The organism is Saccharicrinis sp. GN24d3, assembly GCF_052400645.1.
Lineage (GTDB): Bacteria > Bacteroidota > Bacteroidia > Bacteroidales > Marinilabiliaceae > Saccharicrinis.
On sequence record NZ_JBQTGI010000005.1, the window covers coordinates 50,069 to 63,590 of the forward strand.

General features: G+C 41.0%; 10 protein-coding genes. All 10 read right to left on the reverse strand.

Going from position 1 to position 13,522, the window contains the following annotated elements:
• Positions 1–1,056: a diphosphomevalonate decarboxylase gene (gene mvaD / locus ACT29I_RS07570; protein ID WP_430936376.1), complete on the reverse strand. Its 1,056-nt coding sequence runs from the start codon at positions 1,054–1,056 to the stop codon at positions 1–3.
• 21 nt (positions 1,057–1,077) lie between these two features.
• Positions 1,078–2,046, reverse strand: a complete 969-nt coding sequence (locus ACT29I_RS07575) for a GYDIA family GHMP kinase (protein ID WP_430936378.1) — start codon at positions 2,044–2,046, stop codon at positions 1,078–1,080.
• A gap of 56 nt (positions 2,047–2,102) precedes the next feature.
• Entirely contained in the window at positions 2,103–3,407 is a 1,305-nt protein-coding gene (locus ACT29I_RS07580) for a hydroxymethylglutaryl-CoA reductase, degradative (RefSeq protein WP_444793116.1), read from the reverse strand.
• 136 nt (positions 3,408–3,543) lie between these two features.
• On the reverse strand, positions 3,544–4,530 hold the full coding sequence (locus ACT29I_RS07585) for an isopentenyl-diphosphate delta-isomerase (protein ID WP_444793117.1): 987 nt from the start codon (positions 4,528–4,530) through the stop codon (positions 3,544–3,546).
• A 59-nt stretch (positions 4,531–4,589) separates the two neighbouring features.
• Positions 4,590–5,735: an acyl-CoA dehydrogenase family protein gene (locus tag ACT29I_RS07590; protein ID WP_444793118.1), complete on the reverse strand. Its 1,146-nt coding sequence runs from the start codon at positions 5,733–5,735 to the stop codon at positions 4,590–4,592.
• 88 nt (positions 5,736–5,823) lie between these two features.
• Positions 5,824–7,803: an acetyl/propionyl/methylcrotonyl-CoA carboxylase subunit alpha gene (locus tag ACT29I_RS07595; RefSeq protein ID WP_430936386.1), complete on the reverse strand. Its 1,980-nt coding sequence runs from the start codon at positions 7,801–7,803 to the stop codon at positions 5,824–5,826.
• Positions 7,778–8,578, reverse strand: a complete 801-nt coding sequence (locus tag ACT29I_RS07600) for an enoyl-CoA hydratase-related protein (RefSeq protein WP_430936388.1) — start codon at positions 8,576–8,578, stop codon at positions 7,778–7,780. Before ACT29I_RS07600 ends, ACT29I_RS07595 begins: the two co-directional genes overlap by 26 nt.
• A gap of 6 nt (positions 8,579–8,584) precedes the next feature.
• Positions 8,585–10,171 (reverse strand): carboxyl transferase domain-containing protein, encoded by a 1,587-nt coding sequence (locus ACT29I_RS07605; protein WP_430936390.1) that lies wholly within the window; start codon positions 10,169–10,171, stop codon positions 8,585–8,587.
• A gap of 87 nt (positions 10,172–10,258) precedes the next feature.
• Positions 10,259–12,643 carry a hypothetical protein gene (locus ACT29I_RS07610; RefSeq protein WP_444793119.1) on the reverse strand — a complete coding sequence of 795 codons (2,385 nt, stop codon included), beginning with the start codon at positions 12,641–12,643 and terminating at the stop codon, positions 10,259–10,261.
• Positions 12,640–13,338, reverse strand: a complete 699-nt coding sequence (locus ACT29I_RS07615) for a protein-L-isoaspartate(D-aspartate) O-methyltransferase (RefSeq protein WP_430936394.1) — start codon at positions 13,336–13,338, stop codon at positions 12,640–12,642. Before ACT29I_RS07615 ends, ACT29I_RS07610 begins: the two co-directional genes overlap by 4 nt.
• Positions 13,339–13,522 lie beyond the last annotated feature (184 nt).

Below are 13,522 nucleotides of genomic sequence, written 5' to 3' on the forward strand. Positions count from 1 at the left end.
TTAAGTTATTTCTGCTGGTCCATCGCCCAACTCATCGTGTATTAAATTTTGTTGAACACAATATTGCATCAAATTACGGAGAATAAACTCCTGAACCTGTTTTTTGTTCGCAGCCGGATACAAAACATGAATGTTTGGGCCGGCATCGATGGTGAAACAGACCGGGATGTTATTTTGTTCACGAAATAATCGGATATGTTGAACAATAGAAAGGGAGTTAGGTAAAAGCAAGGTGTATCCCGGAGCTGAACTCATCATCAAAGCATGAAGGCTCAAGGCCTCTGACTCGGCTAAGGCGGCAAACGCATCCCAATCGCCGGATTTAAGAATTTGGAGCAGATTATTGGTGTTGTTGCAGGCCTGCTGTATTCTTCCATTTTTATAAGGGTGGACATCCATTAGTTCGTGACCAACAGAGCTGCTAACCGTTTTTTTATCCTTACTTACGATTAGGATGGTATCCTGAATGTTTTTAAAGGAAGGATGTATATCTCCATGCAGGTGAACTGCGTACATATTGCTGCTGTTGCTTATCTTCGATTCGCCCCAGGAATTCCAGCCGCCAAATACCGATCGGCATGCACTGCCCGAACCCAGACGTGCAACATTGGATATGTGTTCTGTTGAAATCGTTTCGCCGGTTATTTGAAAGTGAATCTTGCTTAAACATAATGCCAGGGCTGCATAGCTACTGGCGGAAGAAGCTATTCCCGATGAGTGGGGGAAAGTGTTTCTGCTTTCTATGGTAAGGTGGCATGTCAACAACCAGGGAAACGTCTCACTTATACGATCGAAGAATACTACTAATTTTTTTTCAAAAGTCATGTTTTTACTTCCTTCAAACATAAAATTAAAGGAGATATTGTTTTGATCGGGAATAAAGCGGTAGTGGATCGAGGTATCTGTGATGGAGTGCTTTAAGCTAAAACTAACGGACGGATTTATTGGGATTTGAATATCCCTTTTCCCCCAATATTTAACTATGGCAATGTTAGAAGGGCTTGTGAAATGAACGCTTCCCTCTACATTTGAGTGATGTGGCTCAGGTATTGTCATAATGGATTTATATACGAGAGCTTAATAGCATTTAGTCTGGCATTCCATACATGGATCATTTAAAACCAAGTCTCTGTATCGAAACATGACTTTTAACTTTTTACCGTGAAAGTAATCTAAAACATATTCTTCAGATTGATTACTTGCCACCATAACAAAATCGCCTCCCCAAGCTCCCAATGATTTGATAGAACCATCAAAATCGCTAAAATGTTCTTGCTTAACCGGGGTTTTGTCTATTATTCTTCCAATTATCTCTTCGTGTTCATCCATGAGTTCCTGAAAATCAGATAAATTGGTACAAACAGCCATGTAAGTGGATATCGCGCTTATTTGACTTATGTCGTCCGGGGATATGTTTTTTTTGTAAAAACCTTTGATGGAGGCTTTCGAGCTTTGTTTCTTTCCAGTATAAATAAAGTATATGTTATTTTTAAAAACAGGGTTAAAGTTGATTTCAACACTTTTGGGTTTTTCATTCACCAATAAAAAGAAAATTGGCATTTGGTGAGCTGCATTGGCCAAGTCATAACCCGATCCTTTAAAAGTTGTTTTGAGCAATTTGTAGGCATCAATCCTAAAAAAATCAGACAGGTTATGCAACAAGGTAGAGCTGCTTCCCAATCCCCATTCCGGCAAAAACTCCAAGTGGGTTAAAGCCTTTTTTCCTAATAAATCTTTTAAGTTAAGAGGACTCAGTTTGATGGCGTTTCTAAGGATTTTTTGCAGTTGTTTGGCAAATATATCATCGGTAGAACTTGTTATGGTTAGTTTGTCGTTAAACTTAACGGAGTTCCATTTCCCTTTGGCATGAGTAGCTTCCCAGGTAAACGCATTTTCATTCGAGTTATAGATATTTAAACTTTGTCCTATTTTTAAAGGTACCGATAATACTTTTGCACCCTTCAGAACCAGATATTCTCCTGATAACATCAGCTTGCCGTTACCTCTGGATGAAAAAATAGGTCTTGGTTTATTTGCTGTACCCATACTTATCAGCTATTTCCTGAAAAGAAAGAGTTTCTGTGTTCTCTTTTCATTAATAATTATTTTTTTTGGTTTTCCTGCCTCTCGGATTCGAGAAACTGTTTTACCGCCGAATGACTGACCGTGCGACTAATGAAATAGTTCTCGGCTTTTTCTTTCTCATCATCGGAAGCATTAAAAGTAAACAAAATATTTGACAAATGCATTTTCATATGACCTTTTTGAATTCCTGAAGTCACCAATGCCGCTAGGGCAGAAAAATTATTTGCCATACCTGCGGCAGCGATTATTTGCATCAATTCCGGTGCCGAGGGGTTAGCTAATAAGGCTAACGACAGTTTAGCCAGTGGGTGAACTTTGGTAAGACCTCCTACGGTTCCCAATGCCATGGGAAGGGTTAGTGTGTAGGTGAATACTTCGTCTTCAATTTTAATTTGGGTGAGCGATGAATACTTGCCCGATTTTGCTGCGTAAGCATGAGCACCTGCCTCAATGGCTCTGTAATCGTTACCGGTGGCCAGTACAACAGCATCCACGCCGTTCATGATGCCCTTGTTATGTGTTACGGCACGCGAGATGTTGTGTTGGGCCAATAAAACCGCTTGTTGAAAACGGTGCGCGAATTCTTGAGGCGAATAGTCGCCACTATATGCTTTCAGAGAATCGATAGGGCAGGAAAGGGTACACTCCACAATACAATCGGGTGTGTAATTTGATAGGATGGCCATGGTAATTTCTACCTGTTTATTTTTATCTTTTGCCTTCAGAATAGTGCACAGCTGAGCGCCCATTCTCTCAAGGCATGAATTAATGAAATTTGCGCCCATGGAATCCGCTGTTTCAAAACTGATTTGCAAACTGAAAAACCGATCATCGACATCTGTTTCCTGATTTACAACCATGCCGACAATGCCACCACCTCTGCGGCTCATATTTTGCGTAAGGTCATAAACGCTCTCCTTTAGCGCAATTTCAAGGGCGGGCAGGCATTCTTGTAACGCATTTAATTTCCAGTCTGTAGTGAAAAAGAGTTGTCCTACTTTGGTAGTTGAAATCACATGGGTTCTGAACCCACCATGCTTACTCCAGAATTTGGCTGCTTTTGAGGCCGCCGCTACAACTGAACTTTCTTCAATGGCCATGGGTATGGCATATTCTTTTTCGTTTATGATAAAATTTGGAGCAATGCCATAAGGCAAGTAAAAATTACTGATGGTATTCTCGGAGAACTGGTTGTAAACTTCCTGTAATTCTTTGTGCAGGTGAGAATTCAAAACTTCCTTTATAGATGACGGAAGGTTGAATTTTTTTAATAGAACATCTATTTTTTCTTCTTGTGAGAGTTTTGAAAAACCTTGGATCATACTTGTGGGCATTTAGCTGCAGGCAATTAGCTTTTTGCTCAATGTTGCCTTGGTAATTATAATGTTAAATTAAAAGTGTTTTGTATAACCTACATATTTAGTCTATTGCGAAAGGCTATCGACTAAAAGCTACTGTCTATTTTACCTTTAAAAACGCTTCGGCCAGTTGCCAGGCATCAACCATGTTTCGAATAAAAACCTGAAGTTCTTCATAATCTTTAAGCGCATAATTCAAAAAAGCCGATCCCATACCAATAACTGCCGGGAGTTTGCAAATTTTTGTCAGGTAATATCCGTCCAAAAGCGACTTGATGCCTCCTGAGATAATGATTTGTTTACATTTGATATTTCCTTCTTCAACAATTTGGTTTACCATCATGGTCATTTCTTCAGCGGTATGGCCAACGGTAGTAAAACTTTCAAAAATAGAAGAAATATCAATTCTTCGCATTTGCTCCAGCTTGGTAAAGTTTGTTCCACCCAAGGCTCCAAATTCAAGCGCAGCTATATTCATTTTCAACAATGCCCTAATGCTTTCCATCCCCATTCCTTGCCCAACTTCTTTCACAATTATGGGTGATTTAGTTTGTTCCAGCAGCTCCTGGATGCATTCTATGGGCGGCCTTTTCAACTTATCCCCTTCAGGTTGAAATGCTTCTTGCAAGGGATTGATATGGATAATGGTGCCGTCTGTTTTAAGTTGTTGGTTCAGGTAGTCGATTTTCTCACTTTCCTTGTTTTCCAGTAACTTCTCCAGCTGGGCGATGCCAAGGTTTGCGTAAAACGGATAATCATCTCCAATAAGGCTTCGTAATTTAAAATCGTCCCAATAATCGTCCGACTCAAACAGAACCCGGCACGAGCCCAGTCCCATCCCCAGTCCAAATTCACCAGCTGCTTTTGCCAGCTTTACATTAATGGCTCCGGCGCGTTGTGTTCCCCCGGTCATGGAGGAAATCCAGAACGGGTGGTTCATTTTTTTTCCCAAAAAAGAAAAGGGTTTAACTTTGCCATTGGGATGTGCCGATAACATAGGTTCATACATAAACCGCGGGTCAGCCTGAGCTCGGCTTATCGAAGCTTCAAAAGCCAAATGAAGATGTTCTTTTTTTCTGTCTTCCATAGGGTAAAAAAAGGAAAGTTTAATGAGAAAGCATCTAATATACGTCAAAAAAATAGATGCTACACACCCAGGCTTCTGGAAATAACCAATTTGAGTATTTCCGTGGTTCCTTCACCGATACGCAATATGCGGTGGTCGCGATAAAAACGCTCGATATCCTGGTTTTTAAATAAGCCAGCGCCAGCAAAAATCTGCACCCCTTCGTCAGATACTTCTGCGGCTACCTCGCTGCAATATAATTTAGCCATGGCGGCTTCCTTACCAAAAGGTTGTTGATGGTCTTTTAGCCAGCAAGCTTTATACAAGAGGTTTCTGGCCAGTTCGATTTTTAGGTCCATATCGGCCAATTTAAACTGTACCGCCTGAAAGCCGGAAATATTTTTGCCGAATTGTTCTCTCTTTTTGGCATAGGCCAAAGCCATTTCAAAAGCTCCCTGAGCCAGCCCTAATCCCATGGCTGCGATTGAAAGCCTCCCGCTATCTAATGTTTTAAGCATTTGCGACAATCCTTTGTCATTGGTGCCCAGCAGGTCACCATCTTTTACCTGGCAGTCGTCAAATTTTATTTCGGCAGTATCGGATGCTCTCCACATCATCTTGCCCAGTGTACGTTTGGCGGAGAATCCCGGCGTATCTCTTTTAATAATAAAAGTGGAATAAGTAGGTTTGCCATTATTTTCGCCGGTTTTAGCCAGGACGGTAATGCCTCCCATAAGTTCGTTGCTCCCATTGGTGATATATCTTTTTGAACCATTGATCCGCCAGCCTCCATTTATCTTTGTGGCGAAGGTCTCCACACCGCGGGCATCAGACCCGGCGGTCGTTTCAGTGAGTCCGAAAGCCCAAAGTTTATTCCCGTTCAATAAGTCCGGGAGCAATGATTTCTTTTGTTCTTCGGTACCGAAATTATAAATGGGAGAAGCCCCTAATGAGTTATGTGCCGCTAAAGTGGCGGCTTGTGAACCATCTACCCTGGCTATTTCTTCTACTGCTATAATATACGACAGGGTATCCATGCCTTGTCCACCATATGCTTTGGGAATATCGATTCCGAATAAGCCTTGTTGCCCCATTTTCTTTGTTATATCAACCGAAAAAGTTTCGTTGGCATCCAATTCTTGCGCAAGAGGCTTAATTTCAGCTTCCGCAAAACCTCTTACTTTTTTTCTTAATTCTTCTTTTTCTCCGTTGTAATATGGATTCATACAATATTCATTTGTTTTTGGCCATCAGTCACTTATTGTTAGTCCATAGTTCAACTATTACCAATGACTAATGTCTAATGACCTGGTTTTATTCTGTTTCTAATAATAGTTGATTTAAATTTACCTGTTGTCCCTTATCTACTGAAATCTTTGTGATGGTGGTATCCTTCCATGCGATCATGTTGTTCTCTGTTTTCATGGCCTCCAATACCATTAAGGTATTCCCTTTTTTTATTTGCTCCCCTTCTTTTATCATAATATCGATGATTCTTCCCGGCATAGGCGCCTTCAGTATTTTTACGGATTCAAGATGATCTTGCTCGTTATTTCGTTTTATTCGTTCAGGCTTATCGCTGATAATTCTTTTATGTCCGTTGTGCTGGATGTAGAAATAACCATTGTCGCCAAGCAAATAATGAACTAAATAGGGCTTTCCGTTAATAATAAATGAAAGTTCGTTTTGTTCAATTTGTATGGAAGAAATTTCAACAGGTGTTTTCTGATCAATTTGAATTTGGATTGATTCGGAATCGATATCGATAACATCAATTTCCACTTTGTACCCATCAAAGAATATACGGTGCTGTTGCGATAATCGCCAATAACCAAGTTTTTTCCAGATGTTTTCTGATGAGATTTTAGCATTGTTTTTTAAAATGATAAAGGAGGCGGCAATGACTTCCAGTTCAGCGCCTAAAACAGGCTTTTGAGTCAACAGGTAATCCTGTTTTGTCTCGAAAAACGAAGTGGAATAATTTCCTTTCTGAAAATCTTTGTCTTTTAATGTTTGAATAATAAATTCTCTGTTTGACTCCACCCCAAATAAAGCATAGTTGTTCAAAAAGCTTATTAGTTGGTTGATGGCTTGCATACGGTCCTTACCATGCGAAATCACTTTTTTTAACAGCGGATCAAAGTTTGGGTTTAGGTTCTCTTCGGGTTGCGCTCCACCATCGATTCTGATATTTGGATGCGAAGGAATGTGCGTGCCGATTATTTTTCCGGTGGAAGGTGTAAAGTTATCTCCCGGGTCTTCCGCGTAAATTCGTGCCTCAATGGCATGTCCGCAAGGCTTAATTTCACTTTGCTGGTAAGTGATCGGCATGCCGGATGCAATCATAATTTGTTCTTTGACAATGTCTATTCCGGTTATTTCCTCGGTTACCGGATGTTCAACCTGGATACGGGTATTCATCTCCAGGAAATAGTGCTTTTGATCCGGAGTTAATAAGAACTCTACGGTACCTGCATTTGTATATCCGATATGTTTGGCAAGTTTTAGGGCATCCTCAATTATTTTCATTTTAATTTTCATATTCAAATTGGGCGCCGGCGTTTCCTCAATCACTTTTTGGTGGCGTCGTTGAATAGAGCATTCCCGTTCGAATAAATGAATTGTGTTTCCATAGTTGTCGGCCAGTATCTGTACTTCAATGTGCCTGGGGTGCTCTATATATTCTTCAACGTAAACCGATGGATTACCAAAATACCTTTGCGCTTCGGATCCGGCCCGTACAATTTCGCTTTCCAGATCGTTGTGTTTGTAGACTACACGCATGCCTTTGCCACCACCTCCTGCGGCGGCTTTAATAATCACAGGCAGTTTCAATGATTTGGCTTCGCTTAACATTTGTGGTACACTGCCGGTGATTTTTTTTAGTAAGGGGATTTTGCAAGTAGCTGCAATTTTATTGGCCTCGTCTTTATTGCCCATCATTTTAATATGATGCGCTTTGGGGCCGATAAAGACAATGTCGTTTTTTGCGCAGAGTGCGGCGAAGTTATCATTTTCCGATAGGAATCCGTAACCGGGATGAATGGCATCCACCCGGCACCGCTGGGCCAAATGGATAATTTGATTGGCGTTCAAATACGTCTCCTCCAATGTTGTTCCATTCATCAAAGCTTTCAGGTCGGCCTTTTCAACATGCAGGGCATCTTTTTCCTCCTGTGTATAAATGGCCACCGTTTCAATGTCCATTTCTTTGGCCGTTTTTATAATTCTAACGGCTATTTCGCCCCGGTTGGCAATCAGAATTCTATTAAACTGATGGTATGTTTTCTTCATTGTTCCATGCTGGTTTTCGTTTTTCAAAAAATGCCTTAACGCCTTCCTGACCCTCCTTGGAGATCCTTGCATTGGCAATCAGACGGGCACAAAAGAGCAGCGCCGATTCATCATCCTCACTTTCTTCAAGACGAAGAATAAGTGCTTTGGTTTGTATCAAGGCATCCGGAGCCCCTTGAGCTACAGCTTGAGCAATGCTTAACGTTTTTTTTCTTATCGTTTTGCCATCGGCAATAAAATGCACTAGAGCTTCAGCTTGTGCTTCCTTTGCGGAAAAAGGATTTGGTATTAATAACCGTTTTCGGGCGTTGCTACCCCCCATTTTAGATATGATGTAAGGGGCTATTGTTGCAGGAATAATCCCCAGCTTCACCTCGGGAAAACCAAAAGTTGAATCTGGTTCGCACAACACGATATCGGAACAGGCCATGAGTCCAACAGCACCGCCAAAAGCCGATTTTCTGACCTCGCAAATGACAGGGGTAGGAAATGTATGGATGGTTTCGAATAAAGTATTGAATAGCTTGGCATCGTTAATGTTTTCTGTTTTTGATTGCTTTATCCCTTCTTTCATCCATTCTAGATCCGCACCGGAACAAAAATGATCGCCCTCTCCATAAATTACCAACACCCTGAAAATTCTATTGGCTTTGTTTTTGTTTAGGGTCTGAATAATTTCTTCAATCATTCTTTTGTTGATGGCGTTTTTCTTTTCGGGCCTGTTTAAACCTAAAAAAGCAATTCCATTTTCGATGTAGAATTTAATAGTTTCCATAGATGTTTACATTCTGAAAATACCGTATGAAGAGGTATTGTTGGGTTTGTTTTGTGCAATGGTTAAGCCAATTGTCAGAATTGTCCGGGTATCGGCAGGATCAATAATTCCATCATCCCACAGTCTACTGGTGGCGTAATATGGCGAGGCTTCATCCTCGAAACCGTGCTGTGTTTTTTTCTTAAGTTCGTCGAGTTCTTCTTCCGAGATATCTACACCGTTTGCTTTGGCCTGGTCTTTTTTTACGGTTACCAAAACATCGGCGGCCTGTTGCGGACCCATTACCGATATGCTTGCGTTGGGCCACGAGAAAAGCAAGCGCGGACCAAAGGCCCGACCTCCCATGGCATAGTTGCCGGCACCATAGCTTCCTCCAATCATAACGGTAAAGAAGGGGACCCGGGAGTTAGCCAATGCATTTAACATTTTGGCACCATCCTTGGCAATACCTCTTTTTTCATATTCTTTGCCCACCATAAAACCGGTAATGTTTTGAAGAAAAACCATGGGTAAATTCCGGTTGTTGCACAGCTGAATAAAGTGCGCTCCTTTTTGCGCCGATTCTGAAAATAGTATGCCATTATTAGCTAGTATGCCCACACGAAAACCGTTGATGGTGGCATGTCCGGTCACCAATGTCGAACCGTAATCAGACTTAAACTCCTTAAATTCACCGCTGTCTGTCAGATGTTTAATCAGTTCCCTTACATCTTTTTGCCGACTTCCCCCAGAGGGTATTTGATGATAAATAGCTTCCCTGTTATATATGGATGGTTTCGGTTTTTCACGCTGATAGTTTTCTTTTTCGGGATGAGGCAAGGATTTGAAAATATCCCTGCAAATTTCAATAGCATGGTGATCGTCATCCGCCAAATGATCTGCAACGCCAGACTCGGATGTGTGCAATTTTCCTCCACCCAGTTCTTCGGCCGTAACGTCCTCTCCGGTAGCAGCTTTTACTAATGGAGGGCCGCCTAAAAAAATGGTGCCTTGATTTTTTACGATGATGGTTTCGTCGCTCATGGCAGGTATGTAGGCGCCGCCTGCCGTGCATGAGCCCATTACGATGCTAATTTGCGGGATACCCATGGCCGACAATCGGGCCTGGTTATAAAATATCCTTCCAAAATCTTCTTTATCCGGAAATACATTGGCTTGTTCGGGCAAAAAGATGCCTCCGGAATCGACCAGGTAGACACAGGCCAAATTATTTTGTCCGGCAATTTCTTGTGCCCTTAGATGTTTTTTAATGGTTTCCTTAATGTAAGTTCCTCCTTTTGTGGTTGCATCATTGGCAATGATCACGGATTCGCGGCCTTGAATAATGCCAATCCCGGTAATTATTCCGGCCGAAGGAAAATTGTCGTTGTACTGACCGTAGGCAGCCAATGGTGACAATTCAACAAAGGGTGTTTGTTCATCAACCAGCAAATTTATGCGTTCGTGCGCAAGTAGTTTGCCTCTTTTTTTATGCCGTTCTTTTTGCTTGCTGTTTACCTCGGTTAGGTTTTTAATGATTTGATTAAACGCGGTTATCTTGCTGGTAACAGCGTCGTTATTGTCAGTAGTGATATGGTCTCTGTTACTCGTCATTTTTGTCCTGAATAAATGGCATGCTTAAATAACCATGGGATTTGCAAAATGTTTGCAAGTAGTCAAAATTATCAACTGCTTGATTTTTTAAGACATTATTGATTTTAATAAAAGATTAACAAATATGGAGGCCATCAAGTAACTTGCCGAGGCGATCGTAAACAATATGCTGAATCCAAATTCCATGGAGAGTATCACGGCTAAGGGTGTGGCAATGACAGATAAAAGACCGTTAATGGCCCATGCTGTTGGTATTTGGTTTTGTTTAGAGTGGGATAATTTAAGAATAGCCGAAGGAAATGGTATTCCCATAAAAAAGCCGATACTTCCAATGAATACAAAAACAATAGCTATTTTATAAACTAACACATAGGAAATGGTGCTGTTAATAACAATGGGATTAAGAATGGCCAATATAATGAGTAGACCGGAAACAATAAGTGGTGCTGCCCATAAATGGCGCATGAATAAGCTGTATTTAGAGAAATAGCTGCCTAAACCTGAAGAAATCAACAAAATGCCGATGATGATTGCGATAGTGTATGTTGGGTTTGAAAAATAAATATTGAACTGGTGAATCAAAGACATTTCCGTGATCATATAACCCAAACCGATGGCAGAGAAGTACAAAAAGACACTTGATTTAAAACTTGTTTTACCCACAAGAATAAGTGGGAGTATGATAAAAATAATCCCTAAAAGCGTAATTAATAACAAGGTTACTAATGCAATATAATATCCCAACTCAAAATAAGGCAATGAGTTGAGCTTATAGATTTTACTGATTTCAGAGAGCGAACCCAGTTTAATAAAATGAGAGAAATAGGGTTTGTTGTCTGTTGCCGGGCGTATTTTAAAAGGATATGAATGGTAAAGCGCTGTTTTTTGAGGACTGGTTAATTTTTTTAAATAGGCTGTAAACATGGGGTCGTTTAATTCGTGTATGGGATCCATAGCTTCGTCAACTTCTTGATCAAAACTCATGAAGTCAAAAAGTAACGAATCACAGAAAAGCCTCGCTGCTTGATATTCTAATTTGGTAAAAGGGGTTCGCTTGACCAGGAAAGAAAGCTGGTTCCAGTTTTTAACAGCCATTAAATGATCGCTTGTTTCCTTTGCTTTCGCCGCAAGGATATCATCCAGGGTAGCTACCAACTTATATGAATTGCGATAAGGGTAATCTAACCAGCACGATACCGATAATACTCCATCCGGGGATAAGTGTTCCCATGCTTCTGAAAAGGCTTCCACAGTCAGCCAATTTTGTTCCTCCAGGGCATATAGTCCGGTTGTTCCGTAAAAGGAACCTACCGTTGGAAATAGAATAACATCGTATTGTTGCTGATCATGTTTTAGAAAGGATCGGGTATTGGTATTGATAAAATATAGTTCGGGTTTTGTTTCTCTTGTTGAAAGGCGGGACTTTGATATTTTATGCAAAAGAGGATTGCTTTCAATGCAGGTGATAGAATTTGATGGGTGTAACATGGGAAGATGTGCCGGTTCCCCGGTACCGGACTGCAGAACAAGGTTTTTAGGTCGTGGTTTGAGTCGGTAGGCCAGGGTTTGAGGACTGTAATTTAAAACCGGGAATATATTGCGGGTGCTGTCCAAGGTAAGATATCCCGCCGCATCACCGTTAACAAAAACCATATTTGCATAAGGAATGGGGTTGGTATTCAGTAAACTGACAGAAGGAGCATATCGAATGGCAGGTGAAGCTACTTGTTGTACCAGACCAAAGGGGCTGTTTTGTTGCCATGTGACTTTTGCATCAGGAAGGTTCATGGTTTTGCTAAAACCCTTGAATTGCGAAGATTTGACGGTAGGTGCAAAAAACAGGTTTACGGCCATCATTATTATACATGCGGATAATATTGGATAGAAATATTTTATATTGCCTTTGGCATAACGATAAATACCGGCACCAATCAATGGCATGGTGGCACAAAAGACAGAAAGGTGTTGGGGAAGGATAACCCACATAGCCAACACCATAAATATTCCACCAAGTCCGGAACCAACAAGGTTGGCGAAATATAGCTTACCGACTTTATATGAACCATACGTGAATGACATTCCTATGGCTGTGGCAGCCCATAAAAACGGAATGAAATATAATACGCAGGTCCCCAATAAACGAAGGATGTGGCTCAAATCCGAAAATAACAGGTAGGTGTCAAACAGTAACCATTTGGTCCCTGTTAACAACGGAGATATGAGCATCGAAATAGCAGTAAAAAGCAGCAACAGTGTATAATATTTATCAAAATCTTGTAAAAGTTTGTCCTTGAAAATAGCCAAAAGTGTGCCCGAGGTTCCAAATCCGAGCAGGGCAATGGATATGACCATGAAAGCCATGTAATGCCATTGCTGAATCGAAAGTATTTGCATAAGGGCAAGTTGGTAACCAATCACGGAAGCCGACAGTAAGGCTATGCTAAATTCCAGTTTGTGAGACGGTTGGTTCATTTTGAACGTGTAAAAGGAACAAAGCGCACCGGTAACAAGGTTCGTGTGTTTATTTTTGATTCTTTTTTGCGGACAAGAACCAGTTTTTGTACTTCAAAAGGATGTCCGACCGGAATAATCATATAACCGCCCACCTTAAGCTGCTTGGTTAATGGAGGAGGGATGTAAGATGCGGCGGCGGTAACAATAATGGCATCGTAAGGCGCATGTTCTTTCCAGCCATCATAACCGTCGGAAATTTTTATGTGTATATTATCGTATCCCAGGTTTTTGAGTGTTTGCGATGCTCTGCTCCCCAGCTCGGGAATAATCTCAACAGTATACACGCTGTCTACTATTTCGGCTAAGACGGCTGCCTGATAACCTGAACCGGTTCCTATTTCCAGCACCTTGTAATCAGAAGTGGGATGAATGGCCTGTGTCATATAAGCCACGATATAGGGTTGTGAGATGGTTTGTCCGTAACCGATAGGTAACGGGCCGTCGTCGTATGCTCTTTCGACATAAACTGAGGGAACAAATAAATGCCGGGGCACATTTTGCATGGCCCGTAACGTTGCTTTATCCGTAATTGACCTTAGTATCATTTGTTCTTTAACCATAGTGCTTCTGGCTTTTTCAAATTTATCCTGCGATAAAACTTGAATGGGACTAAAGAATATCAATAGCAGCAATATGATGGTTAGTCGTATCATGAAAGCATTGAATTGTATTGATAAAGTTACAAAAATCATTGCCTAAAGTCCATGAATAAATACACTAAACTAATTGCAAATGATGGATGGCATAATTCGGGTTGCTACATTTTTTGCGAAACGATAAACATCGGATAACATAACGGGCTCATAACTATTAACCCTCTTTCGCACAGTCTTTTAA

Excerpts from the sequence above, each read along its gene's own strand:
- ACT29I_RS07590 (WP_444793118.1), bottom strand. The coding sequence starts at position 5,735 with ATGAATCCATATTACAACGGAGAAAAAGAAGAATTAAGAAAAAAAGTA.
- ACT29I_RS07580 (WP_444793116.1), bottom strand. The coding sequence starts at position 3,407 with ATGATCCAAGGTTTTTCAAAACTCTCACAAGAAGAAAAAATAGATGTT.
- ACT29I_RS07605 (WP_430936390.1), bottom strand. The coding sequence starts at position 10,171 with ATGACGAGTAACAGAGACCATATCACTACTGACAATAACGACGCTGTT.
- ACT29I_RS07595 (WP_430936386.1), bottom strand. The coding sequence starts at position 7,803 with ATGAAGAAAACATACCATCAGTTTAATAGAATTCTGATTGCCAACCGG.
- ACT29I_RS07615 (WP_430936394.1), bottom strand. The coding sequence starts at position 13,338 with ATGATACGACTAACCATCATATTGCTGCTATTGATATTCTTTAGTCCC.
- ACT29I_RS07610 (WP_444793119.1), bottom strand. The coding sequence starts at position 12,643 with ATGAACCAACCGTCTCACAAACTGGAATTTAGCATAGCCTTACTGTCG.
- mvaD (WP_430936376.1), bottom strand. The coding sequence starts at position 1,056 with ATGACAATACCTGAGCCACATCACTCAAATGTAGAGGGAAGCGTTCAT.
- ACT29I_RS07575 (WP_430936378.1), bottom strand. The coding sequence starts at position 2,046 with ATGGGTACAGCAAATAAACCAAGACCTATTTTTTCATCCAGAGGTAAC.
- ACT29I_RS07600 (WP_430936388.1), bottom strand. The coding sequence starts at position 8,578 with ATGGAAACTATTAAATTCTACATCGAAAATGGAATTGCTTTTTTAGGT.
- ACT29I_RS07585 (WP_444793117.1), bottom strand. The coding sequence starts at position 4,530 with ATGGAAGACAGAAAAAAAGAACATCTTCATTTGGCTTTTGAAGCTTCG.